The 19,470-nt window shown below is 67.6% G+C and carries 19 protein-coding genes; 11 read left to right on the top strand and 8 right to left on the bottom strand.

Annotation, left to right across the window (positions count from 1 at the left end; genetic code table 11):
* Positions 1-4: 4 nt before the first annotated feature.
* Positions 5-817: a crotonase/enoyl-CoA hydratase family protein gene (locus AC07U0_RS02690; RefSeq protein WP_494718483.1), complete on the bottom strand. Its 813-nt coding sequence runs from the start codon at positions 815-817 to the stop codon at positions 5-7.
* A gap of 114 nt (positions 818-931) precedes the next feature.
* Positions 932-1,087 (bottom strand): hypothetical protein, encoded by a 156-nt coding sequence (locus AC07U0_RS02685; RefSeq protein WP_492946861.1) that lies wholly within the window; start codon positions 1,085-1,087, stop codon positions 932-934.
* A 149-nt stretch (positions 1,088-1,236) separates the two neighbouring features.
* Between AC07U0_RS02685 and AC07U0_RS02680 the strand changes: the two genes are divergently transcribed.
* Together AC07U0_RS02680 and AC07U0_RS02675 are read left to right on the top strand one after the other, a co-directional pair.
* Positions 1,237-1,479: a DUF1289 domain-containing protein gene (locus tag AC07U0_RS02680; RefSeq protein ID WP_494718482.1), complete on the top strand. Its 243-nt coding sequence runs from the start codon at positions 1,237-1,239 to the stop codon at positions 1,477-1,479.
* 118 nt (positions 1,480-1,597) lie between these two features.
* On the top strand, positions 1,598-2,128 hold the full coding sequence (locus tag AC07U0_RS02675) for a TIGR02281 family clan AA aspartic protease (protein ID WP_494718481.1): 531 nt from the start codon (positions 1,598-1,600) through the stop codon (positions 2,126-2,128).
* Positions 2,129-2,132: 4 nt separating this feature from the next.
* Here AC07U0_RS02675 and dusA read toward each other — a convergent pair whose 3' ends face one another.
* The 6 genes from dusA to AC07U0_RS02645 are packed head-to-tail and all read right to left on the bottom strand — an operon-like array spanning position 2,133 to position 8,638.
* Complete coding sequence (dusA, locus tag AC07U0_RS02670; protein WP_494718480.1) at positions 2,133-3,167, bottom strand: tRNA dihydrouridine(20/20a) synthase DusA; 1,035 nt, start codon at positions 3,165-3,167, stop codon at positions 2,133-2,135.
* A gap of 57 nt (positions 3,168-3,224) precedes the next feature.
* Complete coding sequence (locus AC07U0_RS02665) at positions 3,225-4,610, bottom strand: FAD-containing oxidoreductase (RefSeq protein ID WP_494718479.1); 1,386 nt, start codon at positions 4,608-4,610, stop codon at positions 3,225-3,227.
* A 50-nt stretch (positions 4,611-4,660) separates the two neighbouring features.
* On the bottom strand, positions 4,661-5,560 hold the full coding sequence (gene mmsB / locus AC07U0_RS02660) for a 3-hydroxyisobutyrate dehydrogenase (RefSeq protein ID WP_494718478.1): 900 nt from the start codon (positions 5,558-5,560) through the stop codon (positions 4,661-4,663).
* A 28-nt stretch (positions 5,561-5,588) separates the two neighbouring features.
* Entirely contained in the window at positions 5,589-6,728 is a 1,140-nt protein-coding gene (locus AC07U0_RS02655; RefSeq protein ID WP_494718477.1) for an isobutyryl-CoA dehydrogenase, read from the bottom strand.
* Complete coding sequence (locus tag AC07U0_RS02650) at positions 6,728-7,108, bottom strand: DUF6678 family protein (RefSeq protein WP_494718476.1); 381 nt, start codon at positions 7,106-7,108, stop codon at positions 6,728-6,730. The genes AC07U0_RS02655 and AC07U0_RS02650 overlap by 1 nt, the downstream gene beginning before the upstream one ends.
* A 27-nt stretch (positions 7,109-7,135) precedes the next feature.
* Entirely contained in the window at positions 7,136-8,638 is a 1,503-nt protein-coding gene (locus tag AC07U0_RS02645; RefSeq protein WP_494718475.1) for a CoA-acylating methylmalonate-semialdehyde dehydrogenase, read from the bottom strand.
* A gap of 184 nt (positions 8,639-8,822) precedes the next feature.
* Here AC07U0_RS02645 and AC07U0_RS02640 point away from each other — a divergent pair, with 184 nt between their 5' ends.
* From AC07U0_RS02640 to mce, 9 genes are read left to right on the top strand one after another with little or no spacing between them, the layout of a single operon-like run.
* Positions 8,823-9,923, top strand: coding sequence for a DUF2855 family protein (locus AC07U0_RS02640; protein ID WP_494718474.1), 1,101 nt, complete (start codon positions 8,823-8,825; stop codon positions 9,921-9,923).
* A gap of 24 nt (positions 9,924-9,947) precedes the next feature.
* Positions 9,948-10,838: a LysR family transcriptional regulator gene (locus AC07U0_RS02635; RefSeq protein ID WP_494718473.1), complete on the top strand. Its 891-nt coding sequence runs from the start codon at positions 9,948-9,950 to the stop codon at positions 10,836-10,838.
* Between the two features lie 42 nt (positions 10,839-10,880).
* On the top strand, positions 10,881-11,513 hold the full coding sequence (locus AC07U0_RS02630) for a TetR/AcrR family transcriptional regulator (RefSeq protein ID WP_494718472.1): 633 nt from the start codon (positions 10,881-10,883) through the stop codon (positions 11,511-11,513).
* Positions 11,514-11,563: 50 nt separating this feature from the next.
* On the top strand, positions 11,564-13,096 hold the full coding sequence (locus tag AC07U0_RS02625; RefSeq protein WP_494718471.1) for an acyl-CoA carboxylase subunit beta: 1,533 nt from the start codon (positions 11,564-11,566) through the stop codon (positions 13,094-13,096).
* A complete protein-coding gene (locus AC07U0_RS02620; RefSeq protein ID WP_494718470.1) occupies positions 13,096-13,494 on the top strand; it encodes a hypothetical protein in 399 nt (132 codons plus the stop codon). Before AC07U0_RS02625 ends, AC07U0_RS02620 begins: the two co-directional genes overlap by 1 nt.
* A complete protein-coding gene (locus AC07U0_RS02615) occupies positions 13,494-15,488 on the top strand; it encodes an ATP-binding protein (protein ID WP_494718469.1) in 1,995 nt (664 codons plus the stop codon). The genes AC07U0_RS02620 and AC07U0_RS02615 overlap by 1 nt, the downstream gene beginning before the upstream one ends.
* On the top strand, positions 15,488-16,879 hold the full coding sequence (locus AC07U0_RS02610; RefSeq protein WP_494718468.1) for a methylmalonyl-CoA mutase family protein: 1,392 nt from the start codon (positions 15,488-15,490) through the stop codon (positions 16,877-16,879). The genes AC07U0_RS02615 and AC07U0_RS02610 overlap by 1 nt, the downstream gene beginning before the upstream one ends.
* A complete protein-coding gene (gene scpA, locus AC07U0_RS02605) occupies positions 16,876-19,050 on the top strand; it encodes a methylmalonyl-CoA mutase (protein ID WP_494718467.1) in 2,175 nt (724 codons plus the stop codon). Before AC07U0_RS02610 ends, scpA begins: the two co-directional genes overlap by 4 nt.
* On the top strand, positions 19,047-19,469 hold the full coding sequence (gene mce, locus AC07U0_RS02600; RefSeq protein WP_494718466.1) for a methylmalonyl-CoA epimerase: 423 nt from the start codon (positions 19,047-19,049) through the stop codon (positions 19,467-19,469). The genes scpA and mce overlap by 4 nt, the downstream gene beginning before the upstream one ends.
* Position 19,470 lies beyond the last annotated feature (1 nt).

Raw genomic sequence — 19,470 nt, 5'->3', positions numbered from 1 at the left:
GCCTTCAATCGCCGGTGAAGGTCCCGGCGCGCTTTTCCAGCACCGCCGTCACCCCTTCGATGTGGTCGTCGGTCAGATGGGCCAAAGCCTGCATGGCGGCCGACAGCTCCAGCGTCTGGTCGAAATTCATGTCGCGGCCCTGACGCAGCAGGGACTTGGCCATGCGCAGGGCGCGGGGCGGCTGGGCGGCGACCTGGGCGGCGGTGATCAGGGCTTCGGTCATCAGGGCCTCATGCGGCACGACCCGGTTGACCAGTCCCCAGCGATCGGCGGTCTCGGCGTCCACGGCCCGGGCGGTGAACAGCATCTCGGCGGCGCGGACATAGCCGACGTTGCGCGGCAGCAGCCATGAGCCGCCGTCGCCCGGGATGATGCCCAGCTTCAGGAAGGGCACGCCGAAGCTGGCCCGGTCCGAGGCGATGCGGATGTCGGCCAGTCCGGCGATGTCGCAGCCCAGGCCGAAGGCGGGGCCGTTGACCGCCGCCACCAGAGGAACCTCCAGCCCGTAGAAGGCGCGCACGATCCGGTGCACGACCCGGCGGTACTGCTCGCGGATCGCCGCGCCCGAACCGGCGAACAGGTCCTCGCGCGCCTTCATCGAGTTGAGGTCGCCGCCCGCCGAGAAGGCGCGCCCGGCGCCGGTCAGGACCACGCAGCGGATGTCGAGGTCGGCGTTCACCGCCTCGCAGATCGCCGCCACCTCATCGCCGTCGCCCAGGTCGGGCAGGGCGTTCAGCCGCTCGGCCCGGTCGAAGGTCAGGACCAACACCGATCCGCCGCCGGGCTGGGCGATCTTTTCCTGTTGGATGAAGGCCAAGACGCGCTCCGGAATTGCAAAACCCCGGCCTTGTCGGGGCCGGGGCGCGGTGGCGCAAGTCGGAACTTGCTGTTTGATCTTGCGATCTGGAGCTTCAGCCCGGATCAGCGAACCCTATCGGGGACGCTTGATCTCGATGGGCGTGAAGTTGGATGGATGACTGACCACGCGATCGTTCGCGCGGCTCTGCTTGCCAGAGTTCACCAACATCCCGCCCCAGAAGGCGAAGGACGTCATGGCGTGCTGGAGATTCCTGTCCTTGTCGTTCATCTTTGATGTCTCCTTTCGTTGAACGAGGAAAAGAGACACGTCGTGCTTGCAGGGGTTTGCACCCTCTTAGTCGTTTCGCGTCAAATTCTAGATCGCATACGGAATGATTAATTGCAAGGGTTTTGGTCTGGGTTCGGAGTATATTTCGCATGTCTGTCACGCCTGTGATGCCTGAGCCACGGCCAGAAAACCGGAGTGTTCCCCGGGCCATCGCGACCCCGTGCGTCAAGGTCTGCATCGTCGACGGGGCGTCCAGCCTCTGCCTCGGTTGCTATCGCACCCTGACCGAAATCGGCGGCTGGTCTGGTTTCACCGACGAGCAGCGCGCTGAAATCATGGCCGAATTGCCTGCCCGCCGCGACCAGATCGAGCCCGCGAAGCTGGGCCTCTGACGGCTCCCCGATACGGCTCCGCTCGCTAACCTTTTGTCAGCCACATCGGTTCACCGCATCCCAACGCGGCTGTGAGAGGGTGATCTCGCCGCAGAAGCGGTTTCAGTCGCGTGAGCCCATGATCCGCTTCGATTTTCAGACGGTCGCCGTGATGGTGATGGCCACGGCCTCCTCGCTGAGCGTGGCCTTCTGGTTGAATCACGCCGATGCGCGCGGTCAGGCCCATGCCGAGACCGCCGTCATGGTTCCGGCCGTGAACGCCCCTGCCCATCATTCCACCTCCGGCGCCGCCCAGGTGCTCAAGGCCGCTGACGGTCACTACTGGGCCGAGGCCGAGATCGACGGCCGCGCCGTCCGCGTCCTGGTCGACACCGGCGCCAGCGTCGTGGCCCTGACCCGTGAAGACGCCCTGCGTCTGGGGCTGCACCTCACCTCTGACGATTTCACCCGCACGGTCCAGACCGCCTCCGGTCCCGCCCGCGCCGCCCCGGTCGAGCTCAAGTCGGTCGCCATCGCCGGCGCCGAGGTCCGTCAGGTCCAGGCCCTGGTCGTCGAGAACGGCCTGAAGCAATCCTTGCTGGGCATGAGCTATCTGGGCCGCCTGTCCGGCTTCGAGGCCACCCCTGCCGGCCTGACCCTGCGGCCCTAGGAGTTCAGGCCGCGCGATCCTCGGCCTGGCTGATTTCAAAGGCCCGTTCGGCCTCGCGCACGGCCTCGACGGCGCGATCCACGACCTCGATCCCCGCGCCCTTCACGATGGAGTCCGTCGTCAGGATGCGCCGGAAGGCGCGCGCGCCGCGACGGCCATGCATCAGCCCCAGCATGTGGCGCGTCATGGCCGGCAGATGCACGCCTTCCTCCAGCCGTGCTTCCAGATAGGGACGGTAGCGGGCGATGGCCTCGAACGGATCCACGTCGGGCGTCTCCGCCCCGAAGAAGCGCCGGTCGACCTGACCCAGCAGCGCCGGTTCGTGATAGGCGGCGCGGCCCAGCATAACCCCGTCCAGCTGCACCCCGTCGGAGGCGTCCAGATGAGCCTTGGCGGCCTCCAGCGAAGCGATGCCGCCATTGATGCAGATGGTCAGATGCGGCCGCTCGCGCTTCAGCCGGCGCACCAGGTCATAGTCCAGCGGCGGCACGTCGCGGTTTTCCTTGGGCGACAGGCCCTTCAGCCAGGCCTTGCGGGCGTGGACGATGAAGGTGGTGATCCCGACCGCGGCGGAGGCGTCGACCGTGGCGAACAGGCTGGTCGCCGGGTCCTGATCGTCCACGCCGATCCGGCATTTGACGGTGGCGGGAACCCCGACCGCCTCCTTGATGGCGGCCATACAGTCGGCGACCAACTCGGGCTCGCGCATCAGGCAGGCGCCGAACCGGCCCGACTGGACCCGGTCCGACGGGCAGCCGACGTTCAGATTGATCTCGTCATAGCCGAAGGCCTCGCCGATCTTCGCGGCCTCGGCCAGCTGGGCCGGGTCCGATCCGCCCAGTTGCAGCGCGACCGGATGCTCGACCGCATCGAAGCCCAGCAGCCGCTCCCGATCGCCATGCACCACGGCCGGCGAGGTCACCATTTCCGTATAGAGCAGGGCCCGACCTGACAGGGCGCGGTGAAACGCCCGGCAATGCCGGTCGGTCCAGTCCATCATGGGGGCCACCGAAAGCCGGTGGGCGGGCGGGGTCTGCATGTCGGGCCTTCGGGAGGAAGCGGCGGTCTATAGGCGAAACCGGCTGAAAAGGCGACCTCAGGCCTTTGCAGGCTCCAGCATGCCGAAGACGGTCGGGATCAGCTCGGAGACCGTGGGATGGATATGCATGGTCCGGCGCATGTCGTCGGCGGTGGCGCCGCGGGCCATGGAGTCGAGGATGGCGTGGATCGCCTCGTCCCCCTCGACGCCCAGAATGGCGGCGCCGAGGATGGCGTCGGTGTCGGCGTCCACGACCACCTTCATGAACCCTTGCGTCTCGCCGCGTTCGACCGCCCGGCCCACGCGGGTCATCGGACGGACGCCGACGCTGACCTTGTGGCCCTTCGCCTTCGCCTGGGCCTCGGTCATCCCCACTCGGCCCAGAGGCGGGTCGATATAGAGGGCATAGGCCTCGATCCGGTCACTGACCCTGCGGTCATCATCATCGAGCAGGTTGGCCGCCACAATCTCGAAGTCGTTGTAGGCCGTATGGGTGAAGGCGCCCCGCCCGTTGCAGTCGCCCAGCGCCCAGATCCCGGGCGCCGAGGTCTCCAGACGGTCGTTGACGGTGATATAGCCGCGCGCATCGACGGCCACGCCGGCCTTGTCCAGATCAAGATCATCCGTGTTCGGAGTTCGGCCGACCGCCAGCAGGGCGTGAGAGCCGGTGACGCTGGAATCGCCCGACTTGCAGTCGACATGGACCTCGATGCCGCCACCGTCCACCGGCCTGAAGCGGATGCACTCGGCGTCGATGCGGATCGCAATCCCCTCGGCCTCGAGGATCTCTCGGATGGCGTCGGAAACCTCCGGGTCCTCGCGACTGATCAGCCGCTCGCCCTTCTCGACCACGGTCACCTGCGCCCCGAAGCGGCGGTACATCTGGGCGAACTCCAGCCCGATATAGCTGCCGCCGACGACGACCAGATGCTCGGGGATGACGTCCAGCTTCAGGATGTCGGCATTGGTCATCAGGGCGACGTCATCGATCCCCGGCATGGGCGGCCGCGCCGCCCGGCCGCCGACATTGATGAAGATGCGCGGCGCAGTCAGGGTCCGGGCGCCCACGAGCACCGTATCGGCAGAGGTGAAGCGGGCCGCGCCCCGGATCAGGACGACGTTCTCCATGCCGTCCAGCCAGCGCTCGACTCCGCTGCGGGCATTGTGGATCACGGTGTCGGCGCGGCCCTTTACCGTCGCCATATCGATCGAAGCCTCGCCTGCGATCGTCACGCCCCAGTCGGCGGCGCGGCGGACGACCGAGGCCGCGCGGGCGCTGGCCACGAGGGTCTTGGTCGGCATGCAGCCGGTGTTGACGCAGGTCCCGCCGACCAGATGCCGCTCGATGACGGCGACCTTCATCCCTGCCTTGCCCAGCCGTTCGGCGAGCGGCGGTCCGGCCTGTCCCGCGCCGATGACGATGGCGTCGAAGGTTTCGGTCATGGGCGCGCTCCGGATTGCGCCCGGAGCCTAGGCCGCTTCCGGAGGCGCCGCTACGCCTTCGGCAGCCCGTCCAGCTGCCCGCGCAGCATCTGCAGGATGGCCGAGAAGTCGCGGCCGCCGTAGCCCAAGCCGTTGAACATCTGAAACAGGGCCTCCGACTGGGCGCCGAGCGGGGTCGAGGCGCCTGCCTTGGCCGCCGCGTCCTGGGCCAGCTTCAGATCCTTCAGCATCATCGCTGTGGCGAAGCCGCCGTCATAGTTGCGGTTGGCAGGCGACGTCGGCACCGGCCCGGGCCACGGATAATAGGTCGTCACCGACCAGCTCTGGCCCGAGGACTTGGCCGCGATGTCGAAGAATTTCACCGGGTCCAGACCCAGCTTTTCGGCGAGCGCGATGGCCTCGCAGGTCCCCAGCATGGTGATGCCCAGGATCATGTTGTTGCAGATCTTGGCCGCCTGTCCGGCGCCGTGATCGCCGGCGCGGAAGGTCGCGCGACTCATCGGCTCCAGCGCCGCCTCGATGCGGGCGAACTGGTCCTCGACGCAGCCGACCATGAAGGCCAGGGTCCCGGCGTCCGCCGCCATCGTCCCGCCCGAGACGGGCGCGTCGGCGAAGACATAGCCGGCCTCGGTCGCCATCGCCGCCACGGCCCGCGCCGTATCCACGTCGATGGTCGAACAGTCCAGCAGCAGGGCCGAGGAGGGCGCCGCCCCGATGATCTGTTCCGAATAGACCGAGCGCACATGCGGTCCGGCGGGCAGCATGGTGATGACGACCTCGGCGTCCTTCACCGCTTCCGCGACCGAGCCGGCCGGGGTGCAGCCCGCGTCCCTGGCCCGGTCCAGCGCCGCCTGCGACAGGTCGAAGGCCAGAACCTCATGGCCCGCCTTCGCCTGGTTCGCGGCCATGCCGCCGCCCATATTGCCCAGGCCGATGAATGCGATCTTCATGGTCGTTCTTCCCTGATCTGTTCGCTGCTTACTGACGAAGCATTTCGCGTGCGGTGATGACCCGCATGATCTCATTGGTGCCTTCGAGGATGCGGTGGACCCGCAGGTCCCTCACGATCCGCTCCAGCGGATAGTCCTTCAGATAGCCGTAGCCGCCGTGCAGCTGCAGGGCCTCGTCGGCGATCTGGAAACAGGCGTCAGTGGTCAGCCGCTTGGCCATGGCGCACCATTTGGTCTTTTCCGGATGGTCGGTGTCGATGGCCCAGGCGCCGCGCAACACCATCAGCCGGGCGGCCTCCAGATCGGTGGCCATATCGGCCAGTTTGAACTGGGTGTTCTGGAAGTCGGCCAGGGCGCTGCCGAACTGTTTGCGCGACTTCACGTAATCCAGCGTCGTTTCCAGCGCGAGCCGCGACCCGCCCAGCGAACAGGCGGCGATGTTCAGCCGGCCGCCGTCCAGCCCCATCATCGCATAGCGGAAGCCGTCGCCCTCCTTGCCCAGCAGGTTGGCGGCCGGGATGCGGCAGTCATCGAACTGGACGATGGCGGTCGGCTGGGCGTTCCAGCCCATCTTCCTTTCCTGCGCTCCGAAGCTCAGGCCCGGCGCGTCCTTGTCGACCACGAAGGCCGAGATGCCCTTCGGCCCCGGCTCGCCCGTCCGCGCCATGACGACATAGACGTCCGAGGTTCCGGCGCCCGAGATGAAGGCCTTGGAGCCGTTCAGCACCCATTCGTCGCCCTCGAGCCGGGCGGTGGTCCGCATCGCCGCCGCGTCCGAGCCCGAGCCCGGCTCGGTCAGACAATAGGAGGCTATATTCTCCATCGTCGTCAGCGACGGCACATAGCGCTGGCGCAGGTCGTAGGAGCCGAACCGGTCGACCATCCAGGTCGCCATATTGTGGATCGAGATGAAGGCCGCGACCGAGACGTCGCCTCTGGCCAACTCCTCGAAGATGATCGCCGCCTCGACCCGGCCCAGACCCGTGCCGCCGAAGTCTTCCGACGTATAGATGCCGCAGAAGCCCATCTCCGCCGCCTGCCGCATGACGTCGACGGGGAAGATCTTGTCCTCGTCCCACTCGGCCGAGTTCGGCTTGAGCAGGTCCTCGGCGAAGGCGCGGGCCGCGTCCTGGATGGCGCGCTGGTCGTCGTTGAGGGCGAAGTCCATCAGGTCGCTTTCGGGTGGGAATAGCCGCGCACGCGCGTGCCTGCGGCCGTCGATTCAATTGGAAAATGGCCGAGCGGGGCGAGCACGTCCGCCAGGTCGAGCGGAAGATCCAGCCACTCGATGGCCCTTAGCTCGACAGGGCCAAATTCGATGGTGTCCATGAAGGCCAAGGGACAGTCGAGGCTGGGAGGAAAGTTGATCGTCTTGGCCTCGGCCACGTCAATGAACTTCACTCCGGCCAAGACCTGCGTCGGATGGGCGGCCGCGACTGCCTCAATCAGTTTGCGCCACTTGGTGTCAGACATTAGCGCAGCGGAAAACCGCTCACGCGCCAGACGGCCTTCGCGCTGAGGGTTCAGCGGCGAAGGCGAGGCGCCCAAGTTTGCTCCCTCGGGCGCCCTTCCCACTTACGCCATCGTCGGAATGACGAATGACGAGTCAGCGTGCTCCAGCTCGGAGTCCGGCCAGCGGGCGGTGATCGTCTTGACCTTGGTCCAGAACTTCACGCCTTCCATGCCGTGCTGGTTGGTGTCGCCGAAGGCCGAGCGCTTCCACCCGCCGAAGGTGTGATAGGCGACCGGCACGGGGATCGGCACATTGATGCCCACCATCCCGACGTTGACGCGGGCGGCGAAGTCGCGGGCCGCGCGGCCGTTCTGGGTGAAGATGGCGACGCCGTTGCCGTACTGGTGCTTCGACGGCAGGCTCAGCGCCTCCTCGAACGACGCGGCGCGGACGATCTGCAGCACCGGGCCGAAGATCTCTTCCTTGTAGGATTCCATCTCGGGCGTGACGTTGTCGAACAGCGACGGGCCGACGAAATAGCCCTTCTCGTGACCCTGCAGGGTGAAGCCGCGGCCGTCGACGATCAGGTCGGCGCCGTCCTTGACGCCCTGGTCGATCCAGCCCTCGACGCGAGCCTTGTGCTGGGCCGTGACGACCGGGCCGTAGTGGGCGCCGGCGTCGGTGGAGATCCCGACGCGCAGGGTCTCGATCTCGGCGACCATCCGGTCACGCAGCTCGTCGGCGGTCTTCTTTCCGACCGGCACGACGACGGGCAGGGCCATGCAGCGCTCGCCCGCGCTCCCGAACGCGGCGCCGGCCAGATCCTTGACCACCTGGTCCATGTCGGCGTCGGGCAGGACCACGCCGTGGTTCTTGGCGCCGCCCATGGCCTGGACGCGCTTATGGTTGGCCGCGCCGGTCTGGTAGACATAGTGGGCGATATCGGACGAGCCGACGAAGCTGACGGCGTGGACCAGCGGATGGGTCAGGATGGCGTCGACGGCCTGTTTGTCGCCGTGCACGACGTTCAGCACGCCCGCGGGAGCGCCCGCCTCCATCATCAGCTCGGCCAGACGCACCGGCACCGACGGATCGCGCTCGGACGGCTTCAGGATGAAGGTGTTGCCGACCGCGATGGCCACGCCGAACATCCACATCGGGATCATGGCCGGGAAGTTGAACGGGGTGATGCCCGCCACCACGCCCAGCGGCTGGCGCATCGAATAGACGTCGATGCCGGGGCCCGCGCCCCAGGTGTATTCGCCCTTCAGCGCATGCGGGATGCCGCAGGCGAACTCGATGACTTCCAGACCGCGCTGGATGTCGCCCTTGGAGTCGGCGATGACCTTGCCGTGCTCTGACGACAGCATCTCGGCCAGCTGATCCATATTGGCCTCGACCAGACGCTTGAACTCGAACATCACCCGGGCGCGGCGCTGCGGATTGGTCGAGGACCAGCCGTCGAAAGCGCCCTGGGCGGCCTGGACCGCGCGGTCCATCTCGGCGTCATTGGCCAGTTGCACCCGGGCCTGAACCTCGCCGGTGTTCGGATTGAACACGTCCGAGAAACGTCCCGAGGCGCCCGTGAAGCTGGCGCCGTTGATGAAGTGGTTGATCTCGCGCATGGGCTGCGTCCTGTTGGTTTCGTCCCTGTAGACGCCGATCTAGCAGGCCGGGCAGGGCGAGGGCATTGCAAAGTTGCGGTCACAGGCTTGCGAAAACGCATTGTCGCGCGACCTCGAAGCTTCTCCTGCGTCAACCCGGATATCCGCTAGCCTTGGCGTAACGAGGAAATGCCGGAGAAGCGAGATGCCCGATTTGAACCGCCGTCTGATGACATCGAAAGCCGATCTCGGCGCCACCCTGCTGCAGCCCAGCGGCCCGTTCGAGCCGAAGGGCGGCGAAGTGGTTCTGGCGCTGGACCGCTTCTCCCTGACGACCAACAACATCACCTACGCGGCCTATGGCGACAGCATCGGCTACTGGAGCGTCTTTCCGACCGGTCAGGACGGCTATGGCATGATGCCGGTCTGGGGCTTCGCCGATGTGGTCAAATCCCGCGCCGAGGGCGTCGAGGTCGGCGCCCGGGTCTTCGGCTATTTCCCCATTGCCGACACCCTGCTGGTGCAGGCCGAGAAGATCACAAAGGGTGGGTTCGCCGACGCCGCGCCCTGGCGCAAGGCCGTTCCGGACATCTACAACCGATACGTCCTGTGCGCCGCCGACGCCAATTATTCGGCCGATCTGGAGAACCCGGAGGTCCTGTTCCGGCCCCTGTTCATCACCTCCTATACGGCCGTCGACTTCCTGCGCGACCATGACTTCTTCGGAGCCAAACAGGTCGTGGTCTCCAGCGCCTCGTCCAAGACGGCCTATGGCGCGGCCTGGTGTCTCGGCGAAGACGACGTCGATCTGATCGGCCTGACCGGCGCCCGCAACCGCACCTTCGTGGAAGGTCTCGGCGCCTATTCGTCCGTGTACGGATATGATCAGATCGAGAGCCTGCCGACCGGCGTGCCGACCCTCTACCTCGACCTCGCCGGCGATCCCGCCCTGCGTCGCCGGGTCCACGCCCGGTTCGGCGCCGACCTGACCTACGACTGCCTCGTCGGCTCGACCCAGAGCGACGCGTTCACCAATGACGATCCGGAGCTGGTCGGGCCCAAGCCCGAGTTCTTCTTCGCCGCCACCTGTCTCGACGCTCACCGCGAGCGCGGCACGCTGCGCGCCTTCTATGAGAAGTTCTTCGCAGACCAGCGGGCCTTCTTCGAGCGCGTGGTCGACCCGGCCTTGCCCTGGATCCGCATTGTCGAGCACAAGGGGCTGGGCGAGGCGGCCAAGGTTGTGCGGGCCCTGGCGGACGGGGTGTCGGATGCAGCCGAAGGCGCGGTGGTCCGCATCGTGCGCTAGGGCCTTGCATTATCGCAGTGGTCCATGCGCAATCGCGCAATGTTCGACTGGGACGACGTTCGCATCTTCATCGCCGCCGCCCGCGCCGGCTCGCTCGGCGGAGCGGCCACCCGGCTGGGTATCGACGCCGCCACCGTCGGCCGCCGGGTCGCCCGGCTGGAGAGCGCGCTGAAGTCGACGCTGGTGGTCCGCTCCGCTTCGGGCCTGCAGCTGACAGCCGCCGGCGCCCAGCTGCTGCAGGTCGGGCTCGAGGCCGAGAGCGCCATGGACGCCGCCGCCCGGGTGGCCCAGCCCGACGTCGTCGCCGGCACCGTCCGGATCAGCGCCTCGGAAGGCTTCGGCGGCGCGGTCCTGGCCCCCGCGCTGGCGAGCCTTCACGCCGCCCGGCCCGGCCTGCGCATCGAACTGGCCGCCAGCTCGGGCTTCCTGTCGCCGTCGCGGCGCGAGGTCGATATGGCCATCACCCTCAGCGCCCCCGACAGCGCCCGGCTGATCGTCGAGCCCCTGACGCCCTATCAACTCGCCCTCTACGCCAGCCCCACCTACCTCGCCGCCCGTCCGGCGCCGGACAGCGTCGAGGCCCTCAGCGACCACGACATCGTCGGCTATGTCGACGACCTGATCTATGCGCCGGAGCTGCGCTATCTCGACGAGGTCCGCCCGGGCCTGACGCCGCATCTGGCCTCCTCCTCGATCCGGGCCCAGCGCGAGATCATCGCCGGCGGCGGCGGGATCGGCGTCCTGCCCTGCTTCCTCGCGGAAGGCCTGACGCGGGTCCTGCCCGGCGTCCTGATCGAGCGCCGCTTCTGGCTCAGCACCCACCGCGAGGTCCACGATACGGCCCGCCTGCGCGCCGTCACCGCCTGGGTCCGCGCCCTCTGCGCCGGGGCGGCGGAGCGGCTCTCGCCGTTCTAGGGGGCGGGCTGACATTCGCGTCCAGTCTGCTATGTCTGACGCATGAGTAGTGTTTCCGCACCCGCTGCCTCCGACGACCTCTGGTCCGCCCCGGGCCGGCCGCGCGATCCCGACGCCAAGCGCGAGGCCATCCTCACCGCCGCCGCCACCGCCTTTGTGAAGGACGGATACGGCGCCACCTCGATCGACGACGTCGCCGCCCGCCTGGGGGTGTCCAAGCCGACGGTCTACTACTACGCCGGATCCAAACAGGCCCTGCTCAGCGCCTGTTTCATGATCGCCCTGGACGCCTATTCCGAAGCCGTGGAGGAGGGCGCCGTCTCGGGCGTCGATGGGCGCGAGCGTCTGCACCAAGTCGTTCAGAAATATGTGGAAATTACCACCACCGTGTTCGGGCGCTGCCTGCATCGGGTGCCCGATGTCGAACTGACCCCGCCGGTCCGCGAACGGCTGCGCGCGGTCAAGCGCAAGGTCGACGCCCGCATCCGCGACCTGCTGCGCGAGGGTGTCCGCGACGGCTCCCTGCGCACCGCCGACGTCCGCATGTCGACCTTCGCCATCTCGGGCGCGATGAACTCCATCGCCCAGTGGTACGCCCCCGAGGGCAAGCTGAGCCCTGAGGAAATCGCCGAACGCCTCTGGGACGCCTTCTCCGAAGGGGTCAGGCCCCGTTGACCCGCCGTCAGCCTTCCGCCATTAAGTCTACTCGCAAGTAGGAAATAGAGATGCAGGCCATCCTCGACCAACTGGAACAGCGCCGCGCGGCGGCCCGCCTCGGCGGCGGCGAGGCCCGGATCGCGGCCCAGCACGCCAAGGGCAAGCTGTCGGCGCGCGAACGCATCGACGTCCTGCTGGACGAGGGCTCCTTCGAGGAGACCGACATGTTCGTGGAGCACCGCTCCCACGAGTTCGGTATGGAGAAGCAACGCATCCCCGGCGACGGCGTCGTCACCGGCCGCGGGACCATCGGTGGCCGTCTGGTCTATGTCTTCTCCAAGGATTTCACCGTCTTCGGCGGTTCGCTCTCGGGCGCCCACGCGGCCAAGATCGTCAAGCTCCAGAAGATGGCGCTCACGACCGGCGCCCCGATCATCGGCCTGTTCGACGCCGGCGGCGCCCGCATCCAGGAGGGGGTCGAAAGCCTCGCCGGCTATGCCGACATCTTCCTGCAGAACACCCTGGCCTCGGGCGTCATCCCCCAGATCAGCGTCATCATGGGCCCGTGCGCGGGCGGCGACGTCTATTCCCCCGCCATCACCGACTTCATCTTCATGGTGAAGGACACGTCCTACATGTACGTGACTGGCCCCGACGTGGTCCGGACGGTCACCAATGAGGTCGTCAGCCATGAGGACCTCGGCGGCGCCCGCGTCCACGCGGGCAAGTCGGGCGTCGCCGACGGCGCCTTCGAGAACGATCTGGAGGCCCTGTCCGAGGTCCGCCGCCTGATCGGCTTCCTGCCCCTGTCGAACCGCGAAAAGCCGCCCGTCCGCGACAGCTATGACGATCCGGCCCGCGACGAGGCCTCGCTCGACACCCTGATCCCGGCCAATCCGAACCAGCCCTATGACATGAAGGAGCTGATCCTGAAGACGGTCGACGAGGCCGACTTCTTCGAGATCGGCGCGGATTTCGCGAAGAACATCATCTGCGGCTTCGGCCGTCTGGACGGCCAGCCCGTCGGCATCGTCGCCAACCAGCCCCAGGTTCTGGCCGGCGTCCTCGACATCGACAGCTCCCGCAAGGCCGCCCGCTTCGTCCGCTTCTGCGACGCCTTCGGCCTGCCGCTGGTCACGCTCGTCGACGTCCCCGGCTTCATGCCCGGCACCAAGCAGGAGTACGGCGCCCTGATCAAACACGGGGCCAAACTGCTGTTCGCCTATGCCGAAGCGACCGTGCCCAAACTGACCCTGATCACGCGCAAGGCCTATGGCGGCGCCTATGATGTGATGAGCTCCAAACACCTGCGCGGCGACGTCAACTACGCCTGGCCCACCGCCGAGATCGCGGTCATGGGCGCCAAGGGCGCGGTCGAGATCATCTTCCGCAAGGAGGCCGGCGATCCCGAGGCCCTCGCCGCCCGCGAGGCCGAATACAAGGACCGCTTCGCCAACCCCTTCGTCGCCGCCGGCCTCGGCTATATCGACGACGTCATCATGCCCCACGGCACGCGCCGTCGCCTGATCCGTGCGCTGAAGACCCTCGCGAACAAGGTCCAGGACAATCCCTGGAAGAAGCACGACAACATTCCGCTGTGATGGGCTCGCTCGGCGTCAATGATCCTGCGGCGATCTATTGTGCCCGCAACGAGGACAGCGACCGGCTGATCCGGATGGATGCTGCGCGTCCTGAGGACTGGGCCGATCTGGATATCGACCTCACGATCTGGCGCGCGACTACCACCATCAAGTCGGAAAAGATCGTTCCCCGAATACTGCCCGAATTCCTGAGGCGCGCGATCGCCAACCCTTACAACGGCTGGATGACCAGCGGCGATGTGGTTCGCCTGAAGCTGGAGGCGTCGCATTTCGCGATTTGGCCCGAAGCCGACCGCGAAGCCGTTCTGGCCCTCCTGCCCGCCTATATCGCAACCCCCGACACCGACTCCGAAAGCCTGGCCGAATGGCTGCAAGCTTTCAGCCTGAAGGACGCCTGATGTTCTCCAAAATCCTCATCGCCAACCGGGGCGAGATCGCCGTTCGGATCATCAAGACCTGTCGCCGGATGGGCATCAAGACGGTGCTGGTCCACTCCGACGCCGACACCGGCTCGCTGGCGTACGAGATGGCCGATGAGACTGTGCACATCGGTCCGTCGCCCGCCGCCCAGTCCTACCTGCTGCAGGACAAGATCGTCGAGGCGGTGCGTCAGACGGGCGCCGAGGCCGTGCATCCGGGCTTCGGCTTCCTGTCGGAGAACCCGGTCTTCGCGCGGCGGCTGGAGGCCGAGGGCATCGCCTTCATCGGCCCCAACCCCCACGCCATCGAGGCCATGGGCGACAAGATCACGTCCAAGAAATTCGCCGCCGAGGCCGGCGTCTCCACCGTGCCCGGCCATATGGGCCTGATCGAGACGACCGAAGAGGCCGTGAAGATCGCGCGCGAGATCGGCTACCCGGTCATGATCAAGGCGTCGGCCGGCGGCGGCGGCAAGGGCATCCGCGTCGCGGAATCCGATGACGACATGGCCGAGGGCTTCGCTGCGGTGAAGGCCGAGGCCCTGACGGCCTTCGGCGACGACCGCGTCTTCCTCGAGAAATTCATCGTCAACCCGCGCCACATCGAGATCCAGGTGCTGGGCGACAAGCACGGCAATATCGTCAGCCTGTTCGACCGCGAATGCTCGATCCAGCGCCGCAACCAGAAGGTCATCGAGGAGGCGCCGTCGCCCCTGCTGGACGAGGCCACGCGCAAGAAGATGGGCGATCAGGCCGTGGCCCTGGCCCGCGCCGTGAACTACGACTCGGCCGGCACGGTCGAGTTCGTCGCCGGTCAGGACAAGAGCTTCTACTTCCTCGAAATGAACACCCGGCTGCAGGTCGAGCATCCGGTGACCGAGCTCATCACCGGCGTCGATCTGGTCGAACAGATGATCCGTTCGGCGGCCGGGGAGACCATGGCCTTCGGTCAGGATGACCTGAGGATCAACGGCTGGGCCATCGAGAGCCGCATCTACGCCGAGGATCCCTATCGCGGCTTCCTGCCCTCGATCGGCCGTCTGGTCCGCTATGAGCAGCCGGAGGAGGGCGAGCACGAGGGCGCCGAGGCCCCCTACGTCGTGCGCAACGACACCGGCGTCCGCGAGGGCGACGAGATCTCCATGTTCTACGACCCCATGATCGCCAAGCTCTGCACCTGGGGCGAGACCCGCATCGCGGCCGTCGACGGCATGGCCCGGGCGCTGGAGGACACCCATCTCTCGGGCGTCGGCCACAACGTCCCCTTCCTCGCCGCCGTCATGGATCAGGAGCGTTTCCGCTCGGGCGCCCTGTCGACCAGCTACATCAAGGACGAGTTCCCCGAGGGCTTCCACGGCGTCCCCGCCGGCGCCCTGCAGAAGGATGTCATGGTGGCCACCGCCGTGGCCATGAACGAGATCCTGTCGGATCAGGCCGGCGACACCTCGCAACGCACCGACTGGATCGTCCTGATCGACCGCGAGGCGACCGGCGTCACGGTCGGCTATGACGACGAGGAAGCCCTGACGCTGGAACTGGTCGAGGAAGACCGCGTCCTGCAGCTGTCCGACATCGACTGGCGTCCCGGTCTGGCCCAGTTCCGCGGCGTCCTCGACGACGAGGCCTTCACTGCCGAGGTCAAGCGCGTGCCCGGCGGCTTCGAGATCCGCAGCCGCGCGACCAAGGCCCGCGTCCGCGTCCTGTCGCCCCACCACGCCGAACTCTTCGCCCGCCTGCCCGAGAAGGTCGCGGCCGACACCTCCAAACTGATCCAGTCGCCCATGCCGGGTCTGGTCGTCTCCATCGCCGTCGAGCCCGGCCAGTCGGTCAAGACCGGCGAGACCGTGGCCATCATCGAGGCCATGAAGATGCAGAACATCATGAAGGCCGAGCGCGACGGCGTGGTCAAATCCGTCGGCGCCAAGGCCGGCGACCCCGTCGCCGCCGACGATGTTCTGGTCGAGTTCGAGTGATGTCCAGCAGCGCTTTCGACACCCCCACGCCCGAGCAATGGCGTGAGTCCGCCGTCAAGGCGCTGAAGGACAGGCCTATCGAAAGCCTGCTTCATCTGGATACGGATCATCTGGTCACCCGGCCCCTCTATGCCGACGCGACCGGGATCCAGCCCCTGTTCGCGCCGCGCCCCTCGGACGCCGAAGGCCGGGCCTGGGACCTGCGCACCCAGGTGGAGGGCGATGACCCCGAGGCCGTCAACGCCGCCGTCCTGACCGACCTCGAAGGCGGCGCCGCCAGCGTCATCCTGTCGGGCGCGGTGCTGGCGGATTCCGAGCCGTTGGCGAAGGCTCTGAACGGGGTGGCGCTCGAACTGGCCGCCATCGGCCTCGACGCCGGGCTCGCGGGACCCGAGGCCGCCAACGCTCTCGCCGTCGTCGCCAAGGGCTCGCCGCGCGCGAAGCTGATGTTCCACATGGACCCGCTGTCGGCCTATGCCGCGAACGGGGGCTCGCCCCTGCCGATCGAAATGCATCTGTCGCAGATGGCCGCCACCGCCGAGCGGCATTCGGGCGCTTATCCGGACGCGACCTTCTTCCTTGCCAGCGGCCGCGCCGTGCATGAGGCGGGCGGCTCGGCCGGGCAGGAGCTCGGCTTCACCGCCGCCGCCGTCGTCGCCTGTGTGAAGGCCGCCGTCGACGCCGGCCTGTCCGCCGAACGGGCGCTGACGGGCACGGTCCTCGGCGTCTGCGTCGACGCCGAATATTTCGACAGCCTCGCCAAGGTGCGGGCGCTGCGCCTGATCTGGGCCTCGATGACGAAGGCCTTCGGTCTCGATCTCCCCGCCAATATCGAAGCCCGGTCGTCGCGCCGGATGCTGGCCGCGCGCGATCCCTGGCCCAATCTGCTCAGGCTCACCGCCGCCGGATTCGCCGGGGCCGTCGGCGGCGCCGACGCCGTGGTGCTGGACGGCTTCACCCGCGCCTCGGGCCGCCCTGACGCCTTCGCCCGCCGTCAGGCGCGCAACACCCAGATCGTCCTGATGGAAGAGGCGCACATCGGCCGCGTCGACGATCCCGCCGCCGGCAGCTGGTTCCTCGACGCCCGGACGCGTGATCTCGCCGAGGCCGGCTGGGCCGAGTTCCAGCGCATCGAACGCGAGGGCGGCGTCGTCGCCTCGCTCAAGGGCGGGGCGATCCAGATGCGCGTCGGTGCCAGCCGCCAGACGCTGAAAGCCGCCTTCGACAAGGGCGCCAGCCAGATCATCGGCGTCACCAGATATGTCGACCCCGACGTCCGCCCGGCTCCTGTTGAGGCCTCCGCTGCGACCCCCGCCGCCGCCATTACCGACAGCTGCGCGCCCCTGCTTCCCCTCCGCTTCGCCGCCGCCTTCGAGGAGGCCGGACAATGACCGCTTCCGGGACCTTCCCCGACTTCACCAAGGCTGCGCTCGACCTCGGAGCCACCGGAACCGGACCCGCGCGCGATCCCTGGCGCACGCCGGAAGGCATCGAGGTCGCCTCCGCCTATGACGCCTCGGCCATCGCAGGCAATGAGACGGTGCACGGCCTGCCCGGCTTCGCGCCCTTCCTGCGCGGCCCCTATCCGACCATGTACGCGGGCAATCCCTGGACCATCCGCCAGTACGCCGGCTTCTCCACCGCCGAGGCCTCCAACGCCTTCTACCGCCGCAACCTCGCGGCCGGTCAGAAGGGGCTGTCGATCGCCTTCGATCTGGCCACCCACCGCGGCTACGATTCCGACCATCCGCGGGTGAAGGGCGACGTCGGCATGGCCGGCGTGGCCATCGATTCCATCCTCGACATGCGGACCCTGTTCGACGGCATTCCGCTGGATCAGATGTCGGTCTCCATGACCATGAACGGCGCCGTCCTGCCGATCCTGGCCCTCTATGTCGTGGCGGCGGAGGAACAGGGCGTGCCGCACGCAGCCCTGACCGGGACCATCCAGAACGACATCCTCAAGGAGTTCATGGTCCGCAACACCTACATCTATCCGCCCGAGCCCTCGATGCGGATCATCGCGGACATCTTCGAATGGACGGCGAAGGAGACGCCCAAGTTCAACTCCATCTCGATCAGCGGTTACCACATGCAGGAGGCCGGGGCCTCGGCCGATATCGAACTGGCCTACACCCTGTCCGACGGCATCGAATATCTGCGCGCGGGCAAGGCGGCGGGCATGGCCATCGACCGGTTCGCGCCGCGTCTGAGCTTCTTCTGGGCCATCGGCATGAACTACTTCATGGAGGTCGCCAAGATGCGCGCCGGCCGCCTGCTGTGGGCCGAGGCGGTGCGCAAGGAGGGCGGGGTCGATCCCAAGTCCCTGTCCCTGCGCGCCCACTGCCAGACCTCGGGCTGGAGCCTCGCGGCCCAGGACGTGTTCAACAACGTCTCGCGCACCATGGTCGAGGCCATGGCGGCGGCGGGCGGCCAGACCCAGTCCCTGCACACCAATGCGCTGGACGAGGCCCTGGCCCTGCCCACGGACTTTTCGGCCCGGATCGCGCGCAACACCCAGATCCTGCTACAGTCGGAGACCGGCCTGACCCGCGTCATCGATCCTTGGGGCGGCAGCTATTACGTCGAGAAACTGACCCAGGAACTGGCCGCGAAAGCCCGCGCCCTGATGGACGAGGTCGAGGCCGCCGGCGGCATGGCCAAGGCCATCGAGGCCGGGATTCCCAAGCTCCGCATCGAGGAATCGGCCGCCAAGACCCAGGCCCGTATCGACACCGGCCAGCAGACCGTCGTGGGCGTGAACCGCTATCTGAACGACGTCGCCGACGACATTCCGATGCTCAAGGTCGACAATGCCGCCGTCCTCGCCGCCCAGATCGAGAAGCTGAAACGCCTGCGCGCCGAACGCGACGAGGCGGCGACGCAGACAGCGCTTCAGGCCCTGACCGACGGCGCACGCGGCACGGCCAATCTGCTGGAACTCGCCGTTCAGGCCGCCCGCGCCCACGCCACCGTCGGCGAGATTTCCGATGCGCTCGAGGCCGCCTTCGGTCGACACGTCGCCTCGGTGAAGACCGTCTCCGGCGTCTATGCGAAGGAGGCCGGCAAGGATCCCAGGTTCGCCCGCGCTCGCGACATGGTCGCCACCTTCGTCGAGAACGACGGCGGTCCGCCGCGCATCCTGATCGCCAAGCTCGGTCAGGACGGTCATGACCGGGGCCAGAAGGTCATCGCCACCGGCTATGGCGACCTCGGCCTCGACGTCACCGCCGGCGCCCTGTTCCAGACCCCGGCCGAGGCCGCGCGCGATGCGGTCGCGGCCAATGTCCACGCGGTCGGCGCCTCGTCGCTCGCCGCCGGTCATTTGACGCTCGTGCCGGAGCTGAAGGCCGAGCTGGAGCGGCTGGGGCGGTCCGACATCATGATTGTCGTCGGCGGGGTCATCCCTCCGAGCGACGTCCAGCCCCTGATCGAGATGGGCGCCGCCGCCGTCTATCCGCCCGGCTCGACCGTCGCCGACACCGCCGTCGACCTGATCGAGAAGCTGAACCAGCGCCTCGGCTACGCCCAGCCCGCCCCCGTCAAGGAGCCCGCCCGATGATCGGCAAGCTGAACCACGTCGGCGTCGCCACGCCGTCCATCGCGGACTCCATCAAACTCTATCGCGACGTCCTCGGCGCGACGCAGATCGGCGAACCGTTCGACCTCCCGGCGCAAGGGGTGAAGGTCTGTTTCGTCGACCTGCCCAACGCCCAGATCGAACTGATCGAGCCCTATGACGACACCTCCCCCATCGTCGGCTTCCTTGCGAAGAATCCGAAGGGCGGCCAACACCACGTCTGTTTCGAGGTCGAGGACATCCATGCCGCCGTCGCCGAGAGCCGGGCCAAGGGTCTGACCATCCTCGGCACGGGCGAGCCCCGCATCGGCGCCCACGGCACCCCCGTCGTCTTCCTCCATCCGAAGGAGATGGGCGGCGTCCTGATCGAACTGATGGAGACGCCGAAAGGCGATCACTAAC

This window comes from Brevundimonas sp. GW821-FHT02A10, assembly GCF_059422025.1.
This window is presented reverse-complemented; position numbering and strand designations above follow the sequence as displayed.